General features: G+C 74.3%; 16 protein-coding genes and 1 riboswitch. Of the genes, 15 read left to right on the top strand and 1 reads right to left on the bottom strand.

What is annotated here, in order from left to right; all coding sequences use genetic code 11:
- The first annotated feature begins 98 nt into the window (after positions 1 to 98).
- The 9 genes from ACFYQQ_RS26655 to cobI all read left to right on the top strand — a co-directional run bounded on the left by ACFYQQ_RS26655 (position 99) and on the right by cobI (position 12,895).
- Positions 99 to 1,337 (top strand): inorganic phosphate transporter, encoded by a 1,239-nt coding sequence (locus tag ACFYQQ_RS26655; RefSeq protein ID WP_356173551.1) that lies wholly within the window; start codon positions 99 to 101, stop codon positions 1,335 to 1,337.
- Positions 1,338 to 1,349: 12 nt separating this feature from the next.
- Positions 1,350 to 1,571, top strand: a complete 222-nt coding sequence (locus ACFYQQ_RS26660; protein WP_355793092.1) for a hypothetical protein — start codon at positions 1,350 to 1,352, stop codon at positions 1,569 to 1,571.
- A gap of 145 nt (positions 1,572 to 1,716) precedes the next feature.
- Positions 1,717 to 1,853: riboswitch (cobalamin riboswitch) on the top strand.
- Between the two features lie 104 nt (positions 1,854 to 1,957).
- A complete protein-coding gene (locus ACFYQQ_RS26665) occupies positions 1,958 to 2,899 on the top strand; it encodes a cobalamin biosynthesis protein (protein ID WP_388905343.1) in 942 nt (313 codons plus the stop codon).
- Positions 2,896 to 4,404, top strand: coding sequence for a cobyric acid synthase (locus ACFYQQ_RS26670; RefSeq protein ID WP_388905345.1), 1,509 nt, complete (start codon positions 2,896 to 2,898; stop codon positions 4,402 to 4,404). The genes ACFYQQ_RS26665 and ACFYQQ_RS26670 overlap by 4 nt, the downstream gene beginning before the upstream one ends.
- Positions 4,401 to 8,054 (top strand): cobaltochelatase subunit CobN, encoded by a 3,654-nt coding sequence (gene cobN / locus ACFYQQ_RS26675; RefSeq protein ID WP_355783008.1) that lies wholly within the window; start codon positions 4,401 to 4,403, stop codon positions 8,052 to 8,054. The genes ACFYQQ_RS26670 and cobN overlap by 4 nt, the downstream gene beginning before the upstream one ends.
- Complete coding sequence (locus ACFYQQ_RS26680) at positions 8,051 to 10,117, top strand: putative cobaltochelatase (protein ID WP_356173540.1); 2,067 nt, start codon at positions 8,051 to 8,053, stop codon at positions 10,115 to 10,117. The genes cobN and ACFYQQ_RS26680 overlap by 4 nt, the downstream gene beginning before the upstream one ends.
- Positions 10,117 to 10,716, top strand: coding sequence for a cob(I)yrinic acid a,c-diamide adenosyltransferase (cobO, locus tag ACFYQQ_RS26685; protein WP_355794744.1), 600 nt, complete (start codon positions 10,117 to 10,119; stop codon positions 10,714 to 10,716). Before ACFYQQ_RS26680 ends, cobO begins: the two co-directional genes overlap by 1 nt.
- Complete coding sequence (locus ACFYQQ_RS26690) at positions 10,710 to 12,167, top strand: cobyrinate a,c-diamide synthase (protein WP_388905347.1); 1,458 nt, start codon at positions 10,710 to 10,712, stop codon at positions 12,165 to 12,167. The genes cobO and ACFYQQ_RS26690 overlap by 7 nt, the downstream gene beginning before the upstream one ends.
- The gene (gene cobI / locus ACFYQQ_RS26695) at positions 12,164 to 12,895 is read left to right on the top strand and encodes a precorrin-2 C(20)-methyltransferase (protein WP_356173532.1); all 732 of its coding nucleotides are present in this window, start codon (positions 12,164 to 12,166) and stop codon (positions 12,893 to 12,895) included. Before ACFYQQ_RS26690 ends, cobI begins: the two co-directional genes overlap by 4 nt.
- Before the next feature lie 35 nt (positions 12,896 to 12,930).
- On the opposite strand, the gene ACFYQQ_RS26700 is transcribed toward cobI, so the two are convergent.
- Positions 12,931 to 13,659 (bottom strand): ZIP family metal transporter, encoded by a 729-nt coding sequence (locus ACFYQQ_RS26700; RefSeq protein WP_356173529.1) that lies wholly within the window; start codon positions 13,657 to 13,659, stop codon positions 12,931 to 12,933.
- A gap of 115 nt (positions 13,660 to 13,774) precedes the next feature.
- On the opposite strand from ACFYQQ_RS26700, the gene cobM reads away from it, so the two are divergent.
- The 6 genes from cobM to cobC are packed head-to-tail and all read left to right on the top strand — an operon-like array spanning position 13,775 to position 20,218.
- Complete coding sequence (gene cobM, locus ACFYQQ_RS26705; RefSeq protein ID WP_356173527.1) at positions 13,775 to 14,593, top strand: precorrin-4 C(11)-methyltransferase; 819 nt, start codon at positions 13,775 to 13,777, stop codon at positions 14,591 to 14,593.
- Positions 14,590 to 15,849 carry a precorrin-6y C5,15-methyltransferase (decarboxylating) subunit CbiE gene (gene cbiE, locus ACFYQQ_RS26710; RefSeq protein ID WP_355790957.1) on the top strand — a complete coding sequence of 420 codons (1,260 nt, stop codon included), beginning with the start codon at positions 14,590 to 14,592 and terminating at the stop codon, positions 15,847 to 15,849. The genes cobM and cbiE overlap by 4 nt, the downstream gene beginning before the upstream one ends.
- Positions 15,846 to 17,546, top strand: coding sequence for a precorrin-3B C(17)-methyltransferase (gene cobJ / locus ACFYQQ_RS26715; protein ID WP_355790954.1), 1,701 nt, complete (start codon positions 15,846 to 15,848; stop codon positions 17,544 to 17,546). Before cbiE ends, cobJ begins: the two co-directional genes overlap by 4 nt.
- A complete protein-coding gene (locus tag ACFYQQ_RS26720; protein ID WP_355790951.1) occupies positions 17,543 to 18,199 on the top strand; it encodes a precorrin-8X methylmutase in 657 nt (218 codons plus the stop codon). Before cobJ ends, ACFYQQ_RS26720 begins: the two co-directional genes overlap by 4 nt.
- Complete coding sequence (locus ACFYQQ_RS26725) at positions 18,196 to 19,128, top strand: sirohydrochlorin chelatase (RefSeq protein WP_356173522.1); 933 nt, start codon at positions 18,196 to 18,198, stop codon at positions 19,126 to 19,128. The genes ACFYQQ_RS26720 and ACFYQQ_RS26725 overlap by 4 nt, the downstream gene beginning before the upstream one ends.
- Positions 19,118 to 20,218: an Rv2231c family pyridoxal phosphate-dependent protein CobC gene (gene cobC, locus ACFYQQ_RS26730; RefSeq protein WP_388905351.1), complete on the top strand. Its 1,101-nt coding sequence runs from the start codon at positions 19,118 to 19,120 to the stop codon at positions 20,216 to 20,218. The genes ACFYQQ_RS26725 and cobC overlap by 11 nt, the downstream gene beginning before the upstream one ends.
- Positions 20,219 to 20,222 lie beyond the last annotated feature (4 nt).

Below are 20,222 nucleotides of genomic sequence, written 5' to 3' on the forward strand. Positions count from 1 at the left end.
CCGATCGGGTCACCGCTCCGCCCGCCCCAGTTCATCTTCCGTTCACCCAGGTTGCCTACGTTCCACTTGCCACTGACGTCCAACAGAAGCCTGGGTAAATGGAACACATCACGCTTCTCCTCGGGATCGTGATCGTTACCGCTCTCGTGTTCGATTTCACGAACGGTTTCCACGACACTGCCAACGCGATGGCGACGACCATCTCGACCGGCGCTCTGAAGCCCAAGACGGCGGTGGCGATGTCCGCCGCGCTGAATCTCGTCGGCGCCTTCCTCTCCGTGGAGGTCGCCAAGACGATCTCCGGCGGCATCATCAACGAAGAGGGCATCCGCACCGAGGTCATATTCGCGGCGCTCGTCGGCGCCATCCTGTGGAATCTGCTGACCTGGCTCCTGGGTCTGCCCTCCAGCTCCTCCCACGCACTCTTCGGCGGCCTCATCGGCGCCGCGGTCATGTCGGCCGGCTGGTCGTCGGTGAACGGCTCGACCGTCGTCACCAAGGTGCTCATCCCCGCGGTCGCCGCGCCCGTCGTGGCCGGACTCGCCGCGATGCTCGCCACGCGACTGACGTACAAGATCGGCAGCCGCGCCGACGAGAAGGCGACCGCCAAGGGCTACCGCGCCGGCCAGATCGCCTCCGCGGGCCTGGTCTCGCTGGCCCACGGCACGAACGACGCGCAGAAGACGATGGGCATCATCACCCTCGCCCTGGTCACCGGCGGCGTGCTCGCGCCGGGCTCCAACCCTCCCACCTGGGTCATCGTCTCGGCCGGTATGGCCATCGCGCTCGGCACCTACCTCGGCGGCTGGCGCATCATCCGCACCATGGGCAAGGGCCTCACCGACCTCGCGCCGCCGCAGGGCTTCGCCGCCCAGACCAGCGCCGCCACGGTCATCCTGGCCTCCTCGCACCTGGGCTTCTCGCTCTCCACCACCCAGTCCTGCTCCGGCGCGGTCATGGGCTCCGGCCTCGGCCGCAAGGGCGGCGTCGTCCGCTGGTCGACCGCGACCCGCATGTTCATCGCCTGGGGCCTGACCCTGCCCGCCGCGGGGCTCGTCGGCGCCGGCGCCGAGTTCCTCACCCAGCAGGGCACCTGGGGCATCATCGCCACGGGCACGCTGCTCGTGGCCGGTGCCGGGGTCATCTGGACGCTCTCGCGCCGCCAGCCCGTCACCATGGACAACGTCAACGAGACCGACGCCGAGCCCGCGGGTGTCGTCACCACCGCGATCGCCGCGGTCACCCCGCCGCCGGCCGGCCCGGTCAGCCTGACGGCCACCATCCCGGCCCCGGACTCCGGTCCCTCCACCGAGCCCACCCGCCCGGCCACGGTCTAAGGAACGAACAGCATGCACATCGACTGGGCAGCCCTCGGCTCCGTGTTCGGAGTCAGCCTCGTGGTCACCGTGGCCCTCGTCGGCCTCTTCACCCTCGGCATCGTCGGCCTCACCAAGCGGGAGTCCGCCGGCGCGCAGGGCGGATCCGCCGCCCTCGCGGTCACCACCGCGTACGCCTGCTTCGCCGCCTGCGCGGCGGCGGTGGGGTACGGGATCTATCTGATCGTCGCCTGACGACCGGACAGAACCGGCGAAAGCCGAACAACGCGGCATCACTTCACGTGGGGTGCGGGACGGATCACCGTCCCGCACCCCACGTGCGTGTGGGCCTTCGCACACTCTCCCTCCGCAGGTCAACAGCAAGTTGACGGCTGTTCTGAGCCCGTGGTGGACTGCCGGAGCCAAGTACGGCGACTGGAGAGGAAGCCGGTGTGAATCCGGCGCGGTCCCGCCACTGTCACCGGGGAAGGAAGTCCCCCGGGAGCCAGGAACTCTCCCCGCCGGTCTCTTCGAACCAGGGCGCGGACACCCTGAGTGAGGACATATCGCCATGCGCGGCTGCCCGTTGCGGGTCTTGTTGAGTACGAGGGTTCTACTTCACCCCACGGCGGGCTGACGCCGTGCGTGCCGATCGCGTCTTCGCGTACGGCGCCACCGCCGGCCTCCTCGGCGACCTGCTCCTCGGCGATCCCCGCCGCGGGCACCCGGTCGCCGCTTTCGGACGGGCCGCGGGCGCCGTGGAACGGGTGCTGTGGCGGGACCACCGCGGGTGGGGCGCGCTGCACACCGCCGTCTGCGTGGGCGGCGCCGCCGGGCTCGCCGCGCTGGCGAGCCGTGCCGTACGCCCCTCCCCCGCCGCCTCCGTCGCGCTGACCGCCGCCGCCACCTGGGCCGTCGTCGGCGGTACCTCCCTCGGCCGTGAGGCCCGCGCCGTGGGCCGCGCGCTGGAAGCCGGGGACGTCGACGCCGCCCGTGAGCGGCTGCCGCACCTGTGCGGGCGGGACCCGCAGGCGCTGGACGCCGACGGGATCGCCCGGGCCGTGGTCGAGTCCGTCGCCGAGAACACCTCCGACGCCGTGGTGGGAGCCGTCGTCTGGGGCGCCGTCGCCGGGGTGCCCGGACTGGTCGCCTTCCGGGCCGTGAACACCCTGGACGCCATGGTCGGCCACAAGTCGGCCCGCCACCGCCGCTACGGCTGGGCCTCCGCGCGGCTCGACGACGTCGCCGGCTGGCCGGGTGCCCGGCTCACCGCCGTCCTCGCGGCCGTCGCGGGCGACGACCCGCGCGGCGCGGTCCGCGCCTGGCGCGCCGACGCCGGCCGCCACCCGAGCCCCAACGCCGGTCCCGTGGAGGCCTCGTTCGCGGGGGCGCTGGGCGTGCGGCTCGGCGGGACCCTCTCCTACGGCGGCAGGGTCGAGCACCGGCCCGTGCTGAACGGGAGCGGCCGAGCCGTCGGGGTGCACGACATCGAACGGGCCGTACGCCTGTCGCGCCGGGTGAGCCGGCTCGCGCTGGGCGTCTGCGTCGCGGGACGACTGCTGTCGAAGGGAGCGAGGCCGTGAGCGGCGGGCTGCTGGTCGCCGGAACCACCTCCGACGCGGGCAAGAGCGTCGTGACCGCCGGGATCTGCCGGTGGCTGGTGCGGCAGGGCGTGAAGGTGGCGCCCTTCAAGGCGCAGAACATGTCCCTCAACTCCTTCGTCACGCGCGAGGGTGCGGAGATCGGGCGGGCGCAGGCCATGCAGGCGCAGGCCGCCCGCGTCGAGCCGACCGCGCTGATGAACCCCGTGCTGCTCAAGCCGGGCAGCGACCGCAGCAGCCAGGTCGTGCTGATGGGGAAGCCGGTCGGCGAGATGAGCGCGCGCGGCTACCACGGGGGCCGCCAGGAGGCGCTGCTCGGGACCGTGCTGGAGTGCCTGGCCGAGTTGCGGGGCACGTATGACGCGGTGATCTGTGAGGGGGCCGGCAGTCCTGCCGAGATCAATCTGCGGCGCACCGACATCGTGAACATGGGCATCGCCCGCAACGCGCGCCTGCCCGTCCTGGTGGTCGGGGACATCGACCGGGGCGGCGTCTTCGCGTCCTTCTTCGGCACGGTCGCGCTGCTCAGCCGCGAGGACCAGGAGCTCGTCGCCGGGTTCCTGGTCAACAAGTTCCGCGGGGACGTCTCGCTGCTGGAGCCGGGCCTGGAGATGCTGCACGGGCTCACCGGCCGGCCCTCGTACGGCGTCCTGCCGTTCCGGCACGGCCTCGGCATCGACGAGGAGGACGGACTTCGGGTGTCCCTGCGCGGGAGCGTCCGGGAGTCCGTCGTGGCGCCGCCGGTCGGCGAGGACGTGCTGCGGGTCGCCGTCTGCGTGGTGCCGCTGATGTCCAACTTCACGGACGTCGACGCCCTCGCCGCCGAACCGGGCGTCGTCGTGCGGTTCGTGGACCGGGCGGAGGAACTGGCCGACGCGGACCTGGTCGTCGTACCGGGCACCCGTGGCACGGTGAACGCCCTGCGGTGGCTGCGGGAGCGCGGCCTCGCGGACGCGATCGCGCGCAGGGCCGCCGAGGGGCGGCCCGTCCTCGGGATCTGCGGCGGCTTCCAGGCCCTGGGCGAGCACATCGAGGACGACGTCGAGTCGCGGGCGGGCCACGTCGAGGGGCTCGGACTGCTGCCCGTGCGGGTGCGGTTCGCGCGGGAGAAGACGCTCACGCGGCCCGTCGGCGAGGCGCTCGGCGAGCACGTCGAGGGCTACGAGATCCACCACGGGGTCGCCGAGGTCACCGGCGGCGAACCCTTCCTGGACGGCTGCCGGGTCGGCGCCGTCTGGGGCACGCACTGGCACGGCTCGCTGGAGTCGGACGGGTTCCGGCGGGCGTTCCTGCGGGAGGTGGCGGCCGCCGCGGGCCGCCGGTTCGTGCCGGCCGCCGGCACGTCGTTCGCCACCCTGCGCGAGGAGCAGCTGGACCTGCTCGGCGATCTGATCGAGGAACACGCGGACACGGACGCGCTGTGGCGGCTCATCGAGTCGGGCGCTCCGACAGGACTGCCTTTCATCCCACCGGGAGCACCCGCATGAGCACAGTGTTGTTGTTGTCGACCGCCGACACGGATCTGCTGGCGGCCCGGGCCTCCGGCGCCGCGTACCGGATCGGCAACCCGAACCGGGTAGACGTCGCCGAGGAGCTGCCCGCGCTGGTGACGGGCGCGGACGTCGCCGTCGTACGGCTGCTGGGCGGCAAGCGGGCCTGGGAGGACGGGCTGGCCGCGCTGCGGGCGTCCGGGATCCCGACCGTACTGCTCGGCGGGGAGTCCGTACCGGACGCCGAGCTGATGGCGGAGTCGTCCGTGCCGGCCGGTGTCGTCGCGGAGGCGCTGCGCTACCTCGTCGAGGGCGGCCCGGAGAACCTGACCGAACTGGCGCGCTTCCTCTCGGACACCGTGCTGCTCACGGGTGAGGGCTTCGAGGAGCCGAGGAAGACGGCCGAGTTCGGGGTGCACGGCGAGCGGGACCTGGCCGAGGGCCGCCCGACCGTCGGCGTGCTCTTCTACCGGGCCCACGAACTGTCCGGCAACACCGCCTTCGTCGACACGCTGTGCGACGCGATCGAGGCGCGCGGCGCCAACGCCCTCCCGGTGTTCTGCGGTTCGCTGCGCGGTGCCGACGCCGGGCTGTACGAGATCCTCGGGAAGGCGGACGCGCTGGTCGCGACCGTCCTCGCGGCGGGCGGCACGCACGCCTCCGAGGCCTCGGCCGGTGGCGACGAGGAGGCCTGGGACATCGGGGCGCTCGCCGACCTCGACATCCCCGTCCTGCAAGGGCTGTGCCTCACCTCCTCGCGCGCCGCGTGGGACGCCTCGGACGCCGCCCTGTCCCCGATGGACGCGGCGATGCAGGTCGCGATCCCGGAGTTCGACGGACGTCTGATCACCGTGCCGTTCTCCTTCAAGGAGCAGGGCCCGGACGACGTGCCGGTGTACGTCGCCGACCCCGAGCGGGCCGCGCGGGTGGCCGGGATCGCCGTACGGCACGCACTGTTGAAGCACAAGCCGAACGCGGAGAAGAAGCTCGCCCTGGTCTTCACCGCCTATCCGACCAAGCACTCCCGGGTCGGCAACGCGGTCGGTCTCGACACCCCCGCCTCCGCCGTCCGCGTCCTCGACGCGCTGCGGGACGCCGGGTACGCGCTGACCGAATACCCGGACAACGGCGACGAGTTGATCCACCGGCTCATCGAGGCCGGCGGCCACGACGTCGAGTGGCTCACCGAGGAGCAGCTGGCGTCCGCGCCCGCACGGGTGCCGCTCGCCGACTACCGGGCGTGGTTCGACTCGCTCGACCCCGCGCTGCGCGAGGGCATGCTGGAGGCGTGGGGCGAGCCGCCCGGCTCGCTGTACGTCGACGGCGACGACATCGTGCTGGCCTGCCTCCAGTTCGGGAACGTCGTCGTGATGATCCAGCCGCCGCGCGGCTTCGGCGAGAACCCGATCGCGATCTACCACGACCCGGACATGCCGCCGTCGCACCACTACATGGCGGCCTACCGTTGGCTGGAGAACTCCTTCGGCGCGGACGCCGTGGTGCACATGGGCAAGCACGGCACCATGGAGTGGCTGCCGGGCAAGGGACTCGGGCTCAGCGGCGGCTGCGCGCCCGACGCCGTGCTCGGCGAACTCCCCCTGGTCTACCCGTTCATCGTCAACGACCCCGGTGAGGGCACGCAGGCCAAGCGGCGCGGGCACGCCACCGTGGTCGACCACCTGGTGCCGCCGATGGCCCGCGCGGACACCTACGGCGACCTCGCCAAGCTGGAGCAACTCCTCGACGAGTACGCCCTGGTGTCCGATCTGGACCCGGCGAAGGCGCCCGCGGTGCGCGCGCAGATCTGGACGCTGGTGAAGGCGGCCGAGCTGCACCACGACCTGCACGTCGACGAGCAGCCGGACGACGAGACGTTCGACGAGTTCGTCATGCACATCGACGGCTACCTGTGCGAGATCAAGGACGTGCAGATCCGCGACGGACTGCACATCCTGGGCGGCGGGCCCGAGGCCGAGCCGCGCGTGAACCTCGTGCTGGCCGTGCTGCGCGCCTCGCAGGTGTGGGGCGGCCAGGCCAACGCCCTGCCGGGGCTGCGGGCCTCGCTGGCGGCGCATTTCGGCCTGTCCGAGAAGGAGTTGCTGGCCGAGCCGGGCGCACCGGTGAAGGTGCCGGCGGAACTCACCGACCTGGTCGGGGGCCCGGCGCGGACCGGCGCCGACGCGGTCGACCTGCTGGAGCAGCTGTGCCGCCGGATCGCGCTGGGCATGGAGGAGCGCGGCTGGGCGACGTCCGGGGCCGCCCCTCTCGTGCGGGAGGTCCTCGGCGCCGAACTCCCGGACGCGGTCGCGGTGGTGGAGTTCGCCTGCCGTGAGGTCGTGCCGCGGCTCGCCCGCACGACGGACGAGATCGGGCACATCCTCAAGGCGCTGCGCGGCGGTTACGTCCCGGCCGGCCCGTCGGGTTCGCCGACCCGCGGACTCGTCAACGTCCTGCCGACCGGCCGCAACTTCTACTCCGTCGACCCCAAGGCGATCCCGTCCCGGCTCTCCTGGGAGGTCGGCCAGGCGCTCGCCGACTCCCTCGTGGCCCGCTACCTCCAGGACACCGGTGAGTACCCGACGTCCGTCGGACTGACCGTGTGGGGCACGTCCGCGATGCGCACCCAGGGCGACGACATCGCGGAGATCCTCGCGCTGCTCGGCTGCCGGCCGGTCTGGGACGACGCGTCGCGACGGGTGACCGGCTTCGAGATCGTGCCCCTGGCGGAGCTGGCCCGGCCGCGCATCGACGTCACCGTGCGGATCTCCGGTTTCTTCCGGGACGCGTTCCCGCACGTGGTCGGGCTGCTCGACGACGCGGTGCGGGCGGTGGCCGAGCTGGACGAGCCTGCGGACGCCAACTTCGTGCGCCGGCACGTCGACGAGGACACCGCCGAGCACGGTGACCGGCGGCGCGCCACGGCCCGTATCTTCGGCTCCAAGCCGGGGGCGTACGGCGCCGGGCTGCTCCCGCTCATCGACGCGCGGAACTGGCGCTCGGACGCGGACCTCGCCGAGGTGTACGCGGTGTGGGGCGGTTACGCGTACGGGCGCGGGCTGGACGGGCGGGCGGCGCGCGGCGACATGGAGACCGCGTTCAGGCGGATCGCCGTGGCCGCGAAGAACGTCGACACCCGCGAGCACGACCTGGTCGACGCCGACGACTACTTCCAGTACCACGGCGGCATGGTGGCCATGGTGCGCCATCTGACCGGCGCCAGCCCCGAGGCGTACGTCGGTGACTCCGCCACCCCGGACCAGGTGAAGACCCGCACCCTGGGCGAGGAGACGCACCGCGTGTTCCGGGCCCGGGTGGTCAACCCGCGCTGGATGGCGGCGATGCGGCGGCACGGCTACAAGGGCGCGTTCGAGATGGCGGCGACCGTCGACTACCTCTTCGGGTACGACGCGACGGCCGGTGTGGTCGACGACTGGATGTACGAGAAGCTCAGCGCGGAATACGTCTTCGACGCGGAGAACCGGGACTTCATGAAGAAGTCCAACCCGTGGGCCCTGCGCGGGATCACGGAACGGCTGCTGGAGGCGGCCGAGCGCGGCCTGTGGGCCGAACCGGACGCGCGGACGCTGGAGCGGCTGCGCGCCACCTACCTGGAGCTCGAAGGCGATCTGGAGGGCGACGACCAGTGAGTACCCCGTTCCCGTTCACGGCCGTCGTCGGTCAGGACGACCTGCGGCTCGCGCTGCTGCTGAACGCCGTCTCGCCCGCGGTGGGCGGCGTGCTGGTGCGCGGCGAGAAGGGCACCGCCAAGTCGACCGCCGTACGCGCCCTTTCGGCCCTGATGCCGGAGGTGGACGTCGTCGCGGGCTGCCGCTTCTCGTGCGCGCCCGGCTCGCCCGACCCGGCGTGCCCGGACGGGCCGCACGAGGTGGGCCCCGGGGTGTCCCGGCCGGCCCGCATGGTCGAGCTGCCCGTCGGCGCCTCCGAGGACCGGCTCGTGGGCGCGCTGGACATCGAACGCGCCCTGTCCGAGGGCGTGAAGGCCTTCGAACCCGGCCTGCTGGCGGACGCGCACCGCGGCATCCTGTACGTCGACGAGGTCAACCTCCTGCACGACCACCTGGTCGACCTGCTGCTGGACGCGGCGGCGATGGGTGCCTCGTACGTGGAGCGCGAGGGCGTCTCGGTGCGGCACGCCGCCCGGTTCCTGCTCGTCGGCACGATGAACCCCGAAGAGGGCGAGCTGCGGCCGCAGTTGCTCGACCGGTTCGGGCTGACGGTCGAGGTCGCGGCCTCGCGTGAGCCGGACCAGCGGGTGGAGGTCGTGCGCAGGCGGCTCGCCTACGACGACGATCCGGAGGGCTTCGCCGCGCGCTGGGCCGACGAGGAGTCGGCGGTGCGGGCCCGGATCGTGGCCGCCCGTGACCTGCTGCCCTCCGTGCGGCTCGGCGACGGGGCGCTGCGGCAGATCGCGGCGACCTGCGCGGCCTTCGAGGTCGACGGCATGCGGGCCGACATCGTGATGGCGCGTACCGCGACCGCGCTGGCCGCGTGGGCCGGCCGGACCGAGGTGCTTGCGGAGGACGTGCGGCAGGCGGCGCTGCTGGCGCTGCCGCACCGGCGCCGGCGCAACCCGTTCGACGCCCCCGGTCTCGACGAGGACAAGCTCGACGAGACGCTGGAGGAGTTCGGCGGCGGGGACGGCACGGACGGCGACGACGACCCGGACCCGGACGGACCCGACGGCGGCGGGCGTCCGCCGCAGGACGGACCGCGGGACGGCCCTCAGGACGGGCCGGCCGAGACGCAGGACGGGCCTCGGGAGGCGGCCTGCAGCCCGGAGCCCGGCGGTGACGAGGCCGCGCGCCCGGAGGCGGGCGAGAGCGGGCAGCCGGGGTCCTCCGGCGCCGGCGAGCAGCAGCCCGCGCGGGCGGCGGAGCCGTTCCGCACCAAGGTGCTGAGCGTGCCGGGGCTGGGCGAGGGCGCCGCCGGGCGGCGGTCCCGGGCACGGACCGAGCACGGCCGCACCACCGGCTCGCGGCGGCCCCGGGGCACCCTCACCAAGCTGCACCTGGCGGCCACCGTGCAGGCGGCGGCCCCGCACCAGAAGGCGCGCGGCCGCTCGGGGCGCGGTCTCGTCGTACGGCGGGACGATCTGCGCCAGGCCACCCGCGAGGGGCGCGAGGGCAACCTCGTCCTGTTCGTGGTGGACGCCTCCGGGTCGATGGCGGCCCGGCAGCGGATGAGCGCGGTGAAGGGAGCGGTGCTGTCGCTGCTGCTCGACGCCTACCAGCGGCGGGACAAGGTGGGACTGGTGACCTTCCGCGGCTCGTCCGCCGACGTGGCGCTGCCGCCCACCTCCTCGGTGGACGCGGCGGCGGCCCGGCTGGAGTCGCTGCCCACGGGCGGCCGGACGCCGCTGGCGGCCGGTCTGCTCAAGGCGCACGACGTGCTGCGGGTGGAGCGGCTGCGGGACGCGGCGCGCCGCCCGCTGGTCGTCGTGGTGACGGACGGCCGGGCGACCGGCGGTCCGGAACCGGTGGCGCTCGCGGGGCGGGCGGCCCGGCTGTTCGCGGCCGATTCCGTCGCCTCCGTGGTCGTGGACTGTGAGACGGGGCCGGTGCGGCTCGGGCTCGCGGGGCAGCTCGCGCGTGAACTGGAGGGCACCGCGGTCACGTTGGACGAACTGCGGGCCGACTCGATCGCCGGGCTCGTCCGGGACGTGCAGGGAACCAACAGGAGGGCCGCGTAATGCCGCAGGGACAGCCGAGCGTCGTACCGGACGACGGACTGACGACACGTCAGCGACGTAACCGTCCGCTGGTCGTGGTGCACACCGGGATCGGCAAGGGCAAGTCCACCGCCGCCTTCGGGCTCGCGCTGCGCGCCTGGAACCAGGGCTGGCCGATCGGGGTGTTCCAGTTCGTCAAGTCGGCGAAGTGGAAGGTCGGCGAGGAGAACGCGCTGCGCGTGCTGGGCGCCAGCGGCGAGGGCGGCACCGTCGACTGGCACAAGATGGGCGAGGGCTGGTCCTGGGTCCAGCGGGACGCGCAGATGGACAACGAGGAGAAGGCCCGCGAGGGCTGGGAGCAGGTCAAGCGCGACCTGGCCGCCGAGACCTACCGGCTGTACGTCCTCGACGAGTTCGCCTACCCGATGCACTGGGGCTGGATCGACACCGACGAGGTCGTGTCCGTGCTGCGGGACCGGCCGGGCACGCAGCACGTGGTGATCACCGGGCGCAACGCCCCGGAGAAGCTGGTGGAGTTCGCCGACCTCGTGACCGACATGTCCAAGGTCAAGCACCCGATGGACGCGGGCCAGAAGGGCCAGAGGGGCATCGAGTGGTGACGGGCGTCCCCCGGCTGGTCGTCGCCGCGCCCTCCTCGGGCAGCGGCAAGACCACCGTGGCCACGGGGCTGATGGCGGCCTTCGCCGGGCGGGGGCTCGCCGTGTCCCCGCACAAGGTGGGGCCGGACTACATCGACCCCGGGTACCACGCGCTCGCCACCGGGCGCGTGGGACGCAACCTCGACGCGTACCTGTGCGGCCCCGAGCTGGTCGCGCCGCTCTTCGCGCACGGCGCCCGCGGCTGCGACCTCGCCGTCGTCGAGGGCGTGATGGGGCTGTACGACGGTGCGGCCGGGCAGGGCGAGCTGGCGTCGACCGCGCACGTCGCGAAGCTGCTGCGGGCGCCGGTCGTCCTGGTCGTCGACGCGTCGTCGCAGTCGCGGTCGGTGGCCGCGCTGGTGCACGGGTTCGCGTCCTGGGACCCCGAGGTGCGGGTGGCCGGGGTGATCCTCAACAAGGTGGGCTCGGACCGCCACGAGGCGCTCCTGCGGGAGGCCCTGGACGCGTCCGGGGTGCCCGTGCTGGGGGTGCTGCGCCGGGCGCCGCAGGTGGACACGCCGTCCCGGCACCTGGGGCTCGTGCCCGTCGCCGAGCGGCGGGACGGAGCGGTGGAGGCCGTCGCCGCGATGGCCGCGCAGGTCCGCGAGGGCTGCGACCTGGACGCGCTGTTCGCGCTGGCGCGCAGTGCGCCCGCGCTGACGGCCGGGGAGTGGGACGCGGCCGAAGCCGTGGCGCCCGCGCCGTCACTCGGCGTTCCCGGAGCCGGGGACCGCGCCACCGCTCCTCAGGCCGACCAGGGGGCCCGCCCCCGATCGCCGGGCGGACCCGACGGTACCCGGCCGGCGAGGGGCAGGACGGTCGCCGTCGCCGGAGGGCCCGCCTTCACGTTCTCCTACGCCGAGCACGCCGAGCTGCTGGCCGCCGCCGGTGCCGAGGTCGTCACGTTCGACCCGCTGCGGGACGAGCAACTGCCGGAAGGCACGGGCGGGTTGGTGATCGGGGGCGGGTTCCCCGAGGTGTACGCCCCGGAGCTGTCGGCCAACGAGCCGCTGCGCAAGGCCGTCTCGGAGCTGGCGCTCGCCGGGGCACCCGTGGCCGCCGAGTGCGCCGGACTGCTGTACCTGTGCCGTGAGCTGGACGGGCAGCCCATGTGCGGGGTGCTGGACGCCACGGCCCGGATGAGCGAGCGGCTCACCCTCGGCTACCGGGACGCCGTCGCCGTGTCCGACAGCGCGCTCGCCGCGGCCGGGACGCGGATGCGCGGGCACGAGTTCCACCGCACCGTCGTCGAGCCCGGCGCCGGGGCTGCTCCCGCCTGGGGCGTGCACGCCCCGGGACGCCGGACCGAAGGTTTCGTACAACAAGGTGTGCACGCGAGTTATCTGCACACGCACTGGGCGTCCGCGCCCGGTGTCGCCCGCCGGTTCGTGGAGAGGTGCCTGACGTCATGAGCAGCAAGCTGATCGGGGTCGGGGTCGGACCCGGCGACCCGGAACTGGTGACCGTCAAGGGCGTCAACGCGCTGCGGGCGGCGGAGGTCGTCGTGGTGCCCGTGCTGGACACCGGCGAGCGGGGGCGCGCCGAGGCGACCGTCCTGCACTACGTGCCCGAGGAGAAGGTCGTACGGGTCGTGTTCGCGCTCAACGAGCGGACGGACCGGGAGCGCCGCGAGGCCGCCTGGGACGCGGCCGGCGAGCGGGTCGCGGGGCTGCTCGAACGGCACGGCACCGTCGCCTTCGCCACCATCGGCGACCCCAACGTGTACTCGACGTTCACCTACCTCGCCCAGACCATCGAGCGGGCCCTGCCGGGCACGGTGGTCGAGACCGTGCCGGGCATCACCGCCATGCAGGATCTCGCCGCCCGCTCGGGTGCCGTCCTCACCGAGGGGACGGAGCCGCTGACCCTGGTCCCGGTGACCGCGGGGGCCGCCGTCCTCAAGGACGCGCTGCACGGGCCGGGCACGGTCGTGGCGTACAAGTTCGGACGGCAGGCGCACGAGGTCGCGGCGGCGCTGCGCGAGACCGGGCGCCTGGACGACGCCGTGTGGGGGTCGGCTCTCGGGCTGCCCGAGGAGTCCATCCGGCCGGCCGCCGACCTCGACGGCGGGGCGCTGCCCTACCTCTCCACGCTGATCGCGCCCGCGCCGCGCGACGGCGGGCGGGGCGGGAAGTTGTGAACCGCGACCGGCGTCCGCCTGCCCGCCGCGCGCCCTCACTGCGCGATGCCCACCACCAGCCAGATGAAGGCCGCGCCCGCGACCGTGAACAGCAGGGTCGAGCGGGCCGGGTGCTCGTGGTGCGCCTCGGGCAGGATCTCGGCGGCGGCCAGGTAGAGCAGTACGCCGCCGAAGAGGCCGAGGTAGCAGCCGAGCGCCTGTTCCGGGATGGTCACGAAGAGGGTCGAGGCGGCTCCGGCCACGGGTGCCACCGCGTCCGCGAAGAGCATGAGGAGCGCTTTGCGGCGGGCGTTCCCGTACAGGCTCGTGATCGTGTACGTGTTGAAGCCGTCCGCGAAGTCGTGGGCGACGACGGCCAGTGCGACCGCCAGCCCCATGCCGCCGCCCACCTGGAAGGCGGCGCCGATCGCCACGCCGTCCATGGCGCTGTGCCCGACCATGGCGGCGGCCGCCGTCAGGCCCACCTCGGGCGCGCGCGGGTCGCGTTCCTCGCCGCCGTGCGCGGCCCGGCGGGTGGCGAGCAGCCGTTCGCCCAGATGGGCCAGCAGGAACCCGGCCACGAACAGCAGCAGCGCGGCCGGTACGCCGAAGATCTCGCCGCCCGCCGCCTCCAGTGCCTCGGGCAGCAGGTCGAGGCCGACCACGCCCAGCATCAGGCCGCCGGCCAGGCCCAGCACCAGATGACGACGGTCGGTCACCCGCTGTGCCGTCCAGCCGCCGGCCAGCGTCATCAGGAACGCGCCGAGCGCGACGAAGACCGCCATAGGCCCTTGCTATCCGATCGACCCCCGTTCACGCACGTCCGGCGGCGCAGCGCCGCCTGACGTCCCGCCCCGCGCGACCCGCAGTACCCGTATCCGTAGGAGAGGACCGATTCCCATGGCCGATGCCCCCACCGGCAAGGTGACCTTCGTCGGTGCCGGCCCCGGCGCCGCCGACCTGTTGACGTTCCGTGCCGCGCGCGCCATCGCGGACGCGGACATCGTGATCTGGGCGGCCAGCCTGGTGCAGGCGGAGGTCCTCGACCACGCGCGCGAGGGCGCCGAGATCCTGGACTCGGCGACGATGTCCCTGGAGGACGTCGTCGCCGTGTACGAGCGGGCCGCCCGGGAGGGCCTGAAGGTGGCCCGGATCCACTCCGGGGACCCCGCGCTGTGGGGCGGCACGCAGGAGCAGGTCGACCGGTGCGCCGAACTGGGCGTCGAGACGGAGATCGTCCCGGGCGTCTCCTCCTTCTCCGCGGTCGCCGCCCTGGCCCAGCGGGAGCTGACGATCCCCGAGGTCGCGCAGTCCGTGATCCTCACCCGGCTCGGCGGCGGCAAGACGCCGATGCCGCCCGGCGAGGAGGTCCGGGAGTTCGCGCGGCACGGCACGACGATGGCGCTGTTCCTGTCGGCCGCCCGCAGCGGGCAGCTCGTCCGGGAACTGCTGGAGGGCGGCTACCCGACGTCCACTCCCGTGGTCGTCGCCTACCAGGCGACCTGGCCGGAGGAGCTGATCGTGAAGTGCACGATCGGCACGCTGGAGGAGACCGTCAAGGAGCACAAGCTCTGGAAGCACACCCTCTTCCTGGTGGGACCGGCGCTCGACGCGAGCGGCACCCGCTCACACCTGTACCACCCCGGGCACTTCCACGGCTTCCGCAAGGCCGACCCGGAGGCCCGCCGGGCGCTGCGCGCGCGAGGTGCGACGACGTGATCACCGTCGTCGGTACGGGTACGGGGGCGCCCCCGCCCACTCAAGCCGAGGCGGCGCTCGCCGGGGCGGGGCTCGTCGTGGGCGGCCGTCGGCACCTGGCCGCCGTGCGGGTGCCCGGCACGGCGGAACGGATCGTGCTCGGCCCGCTGGCGCCGGCGCTGGACGCGATCGAGCGGCACCTGGACAAGCACGGGGACGCGCAGCCGGTCGTCGTGCTCGCCTCCGGGGACCCGGGGTTCTTCGGGATCGTGCGGGCCCTGGCCGAGCGGTTCGGGCCGGAGCGCCTGGCGGTCTCGCCCGGTGTCTCCTCCGTCGCGACCGCGTTCGCGCGGCTCGGCCTGACCTGGGACGACGCGGTCGTGGTGAGCGCCCACGGGCGGGACCTGCGGACCGCGGTGAACGTCTGCCGCGCGCATCCGAAGGTGGCGGTGCTGACTGGGCCCGGCGCCGGTCCCGCCGAGCTGGGGGCCGCGCTGGCCTACCGCTCCGGCGAGCGCGTCCTCGTCGTCGCGAGCAGCCTTGGCGACCCCGGAGGCGAGCGGGTGGAGCGGGTCACGCCCGCCGAGGCCGCGACGCGCGACTGGGGCCCCGCGGTGAGCGTCGTGCTGTGCCTGGACGAGTCGCGTGCCGTGGCCCCCGTCCGCACGGTGGCGGGGCCGCCGGAAGGGCCGGCCCGGTGGGCGCTGGCCGAGACCGACTTCGCGCACCGCGACTCGATGATCACCAAGTTCGAGGTGCGGGCCCTTGCGCTGGCCCGGCTCGGCCCGCGGCGGGGCGACCTCGTCTGGGACGTGGGTTCCGGTTCCGGGTCCGTCGCCGTCGAGTGCGCGCGCTTCGGCGCCGCCGTCACCGCCATAGAGAAGACGCGGGACGGGGTGGAGCGCATCCGCGCCAACGCGGCGGCGCACGGTGTGGACGTGCAGGTCGTGCACGGTGCCGCGCCGACCGTGCTGTCCGACCTGGACGACCCGGACGCCGTCTTCATCGGCGGCGGGGGCCGGGAGCTGCCCGTCATCGTCACGGCGTGCGCGCGGCGGGCGCGGCGGGCGGTCGTGGTAGCCATGGCCGCGCTCGACCGGGTGCCCGCCGTCCGGGAGGCGCTGACCGCCGCCGGGTTCGACTGCGAGGGCGTCCTGCTCCAGTCGTCCCGGCTCGCGCCGCTGCCGGGTGAGGTCACCCGGCTCGCCGCGACCAATCCCGTTTTCCTGCTGTGGGGCGTCCGGCCTCCGGCCAGTACCGAAGGAGTCCCTCAGTGATCGGCCTGATTTCCGCGACGGCGGCGGGCGCGGCTGCCCGTGACCGGCTGGCCGCGGCCTGGCCCGGCCGTACCCGGGTGTACGACGGGTCCGGCGGCTCCGTCGGGGACGCCGTGCGGCTGGCCTTCGCCGAGTGCGACCGGCTGGTGTGCTTCCTGGCCACGGGCGCGGTGGTGCGGATCGTCGCTCCGCTACTGGGCGACAAAGCGTCCGACCCGGGGATCGTGTGCGTCGACGAGGCGGGCCGGTTCGCCGTGTCCCTGGTGGGCGGGCACGGCGGCGGCGCCAACGAACTGGCCCGCGAGGTGGGCGGGTTGCTCGGTGCCGAGCCGGTGATCACCACCGCGACGGACGCCGTCGGGCTGCCCGGTCTCGACACCCTGGGCTTCCCTGCCGAGGGGGACGTCGCGGCGGTGTCGCGGGCGCTGCTCGACGGGGAGCCCGTGGCGCTTGAGGCCGAACTGGCCTGGCCGCTGCCGCCGTTGCCGGTGGGCACGCACGGCGCGTACACCGTCCGCGTCACCGACCGGGCCGTCGGGCCCACCGAGCGCGAGGCGGTGCTGCGGCCGCCGTCCCTCGTCGTCGGCGTCGGCGCCTCCAAGGGCGCTCCGGTGGACGAGGTCCTCGCGCTGGTCGAGGACGCGCTGCGGGACGCCGGGCTGTCCGTGAAGTCCGTCGCCGCGTTCGCCACCGTCGACGCGAAGGCCGGCGAGCCCGGCATCGTGGGGGCGGCCGAACGGCTCGGGGTGCCCGTGGTGACGTACGCGGCCGAGGAGTTGGCCGCGGTCGAGGTGCCGAACCCCTCCGACGCGCCGCTGGCCGCCGTCGGCACGCCGTCCGTGGCGGAGGCCGCCGCGCTGGCCGGCGGGGGTGAACTCCTCGTGCCCAAGCGGAAGTCGGTACGGGCGGACGGGCTGCCCGCGATGGCGACCTGCGCCGTCGTCCGCCGGGTGCCCCGGGGCCGGCTCGCGGTGGTCGGCCTCGGTCCGGGGGCGCGTGACCTGCTCACCCCGCGGGCGAAGGACGAACTGCGGCGCGCGGCCGTGCTCGTCGGCCTCGACCAGTACGTCGACCAGATCCGCGACCTGCTCCGTCCCGGCACCCGGATCCTGGAGTCCGGGCTCGGCGCCGAGGAGGAACGCGCGCGCACCGCGGTGGCGGAGGCCCGCCGCGGACAGGCCGTCGCGCTGATCGGCAGCGGGGACGCGGGGGTGTACGCCATGGCCTCGCCGGCGCTGGCCGAGGCGTCCGACGACATCGACGTCGTCGGGGTGCCCGGGGTGACCGCCGCGCTCGCGGCCGGGGCGATCCTGGGCGCGCCGCTCGGACACGACCACGTGTCGATCAGCCTGTCCGACCTGCACACGCCGTGGGAGGTCATCGAGCGGCGGGTGCGCGCCGCCGCGGAGGCCGACATCGTCGTGACGTTCTACAACCCGCGCAGCCGGGGCCGCGACTGGCAGCTGCCCAAGGCCCTCGCGATCCTCGCGGAGCACCGCGAGCCCTCGACGCCGGTGGGTGTCGTGCGGAACGCGTCGCGTCCGGACCAGAGCAGTCTGCTCACCACGCTCGCGGGACTCGACCCGGCCGTGGTGGACATGATGACCGTGGTGACCGTGGGCAACACGGCGACCCGTGAGATCGCCGGGCGCATGGTGACGCCGCGCGGCTACCGCTGGCAGGAGGAGCCCAAGTGAGCGAGTACGGGACGGTGTCGCCCGCGAGCCGGGTCGTGCACCCCATCGAGCAGGAGTCCTTCCGGCGGCTGCGGGCGCGTCTGGACACCTCGGGCCTCCCGCCGCTGACGCGGGCGGTCGTGGAGCGGGTCATCCACTCCGCCGCCGACCTCGACTACGCCGACGACCTCGTCATGGACGAGCGGGTGCTGGAGAGGGCGCACGCGGCGCTGCACGCGGGGGCGCCCGTCGTGGTGGACGTCGAGATGGTCGCGGCGGGGATCACCCGGCGCGACACCGTGTGCCGGCTCAAGGACGCCAAGTCCGGTCCCGGGCTGACCCGTTCGGCGCACGCGATACGCCTCGCGCTGGAGGACGTCGGTCCCGGCGCGATCTGGGTCGTCGGCTGTGCGCCGACCGCCCTGGAGGAACTGCTCACCCTGAACGCCGATCCCGCGCTCGTCATCGGTCTGCCCGTCGGTTTCGTCGGGGCGGCCGAGTCCAAGGCCGCGTTGCGCGAGAGCGGGCTGCCCGCTGTCAGCAACGTGTCCGAGAAGGGCGGTTCCGCGGTCGCCGCGGCCGCGCTGAACGCCCTGCTGTACCACCCCGTGCCACCGGCCGCCGAGGCCGCTCGGACCGCCGAGGCCTTCCAGGCCGCTAAGGAGAAGTCGTGACCACCCCTCCCCCCGCCCTGCTCATCGCCGGACACGGCACCCGGGACGAGGCCGGTGCCGAGGCCTTCCGCGCCTTCGTGCGGGAGCTGGGCCGCCGCCACCCCGAACTGCCCGTCGCCGGCGGCTTCATCGAGCTGTCGCCGCCCCCGCTCACCGAGGCGGTGGGCGAGCTCGTCGAGCGGGGCGTACGCCGTTTCGCCGCCGTCCCGCTGATGCTGGTGTCCGCCGGGCACGCCAAGGGCGACATCCCGGCGGCGCTGAACCGCGAGAAGGAGCGGCACCCCGGGATCTCGTACACGTACGGGCGTCCGCTGGGCCCGCACCCCTCGCTGCTGGCCGTGCTGGAGCGGCGCGTCGAGGAGGCGCTGGGCGCCGGTCCGGAGCGGACGCCCGGTGACCGGGCCGACGTGACCGTGCTGCTCGTCGGACGCGGTTCGACCGATCCGGACGCCAACGCCGAGGTGCACAAGGCGGCCAGGCTGCTGTGGGAGGGCCGCGGCTACGCCGGGGTGGAGACCGCGTTCGTGTCGCTGGCGGCGCCCGACGTGCCGTCCGGGCTGGACCGCTGCGCGAAGCTCGGCGCCCGGCGGATCGTCGTGCTGCCCTACTTCCTGTTCACGGGGATCCTGCCGGACCGGGTGCGGCAGCAGACGGAGGGCTGGGCCGCCGCGCACCCCGAGGTGGAGGTCCGCTCCGCCGACGTCATCGGCCCCGAGCCGGAGCTGCTGGACCTGGTCATGGAGCGCTACCGGGAGGCGGTGCAGGGCGATCTGCGGATGAACTGCGACTCGTGCGTGTACCGCATCGCGCTGCCGGGCTTCGAGGACAAGGTCGGCATGGCGCAGCAGCCGCACTTCCACCCGGACGACGACGGTCACCACCACGGACATCACGGAGACCACGCGCACTCGCACTCCCATGCCCACTGAGGGCGTGTCCGGGGCCGGTGCGGCCGGTTCCGCGGGGACGGCGCACGACCTGCGTCACCACGGTGACGCAGAGGTCCGTGACGACGGCTCGGCGCTCACCGACCTCGCGGTGAACGTCCGGGCCGACACGCCGCCGGAGTGGCTGCGGGAGCGGATAGCCGCGTCGCTCGCGGGGCTCGCCGCCTATCCGGACGGGCGGGCGGCGCGGGCGGCGGTGGCCGCGCGGCACGGGCTGCCGGTGGAGCACGTGCTGCTGACGGCCGGTGCGGCGGAGGCGTTCGTACTGCTCGCCCGTGCCCTGAAGGTGCGTCACCCCGTGGTGGTGCACCCGCAGTTCACGGAGCCGGAGGCGGCGCTGCGGGACGCCGGGCACACCGTCGAGCGGGTCCTGCTGCGCGAGCGGGACGGTTTCCGGCTCGACGCGGGGGCCGTGCCGGACAGCGCGGACCTCGTCGTGATCGGCAATCCGACCAACCCGACGTCGGTCCTGCATCCGGCGGACCGGATCGCCGAACTGGCCCGCCCCGGGCGGACGCTGGTGGTCGACGAGGCGTTCATGGACGCCGTGCCCGGCGAGCGCGAGGCCCTCGCCGGGCGGACGGACGTGCCCGGGCTCGTGGTGCTGCGCAGCCTCACCAAGACGTGGGGTCTGGCGGGGCTGCGCATCGGGTACGTGCTGGCCGCCCCGGAGACGATCGCGGAACTGGAGCGGGCCCAGCCGTTGTGGCCGGTCTCCACGCCCGCCCTCGCCGCGGCGGAGGCTTGCGTGTCGCCGCACGCACTCGCTGAGGCCGGTCACGCCGCGCACCGCATCGCCGCGGACCGGGCCCATCTCGTCGCGGGACTGCGGGAGTTCGGGTCCGACGGGCTGCGGGTGGTGGAGCCGGCGGAGGGCTCCTTCGTGCTCGTGCGGCTGCCCCGGGCGGGCGCCGTGCGCCGGCATCTGCGGGATCTGGGGTTCGCCGTGCGCCGTGGCGACACCTTCCCGGGACTGGGAGAGGAATGGCTGCGGCTCGCGGTGCGGGACCGGGCGACGGTGAATCGTTTCCTTCAGGCGCTGGACCGGGCGGTGACGCTCGCCGGGGACTGAGGCG

This window comes from Streptomyces sp. NPDC005496 (assembly GCF_042872045.1).
Classification (GTDB): Bacteria; Actinomycetota; Actinomycetes; order Streptomycetales; family Streptomycetaceae; genus Streptomyces.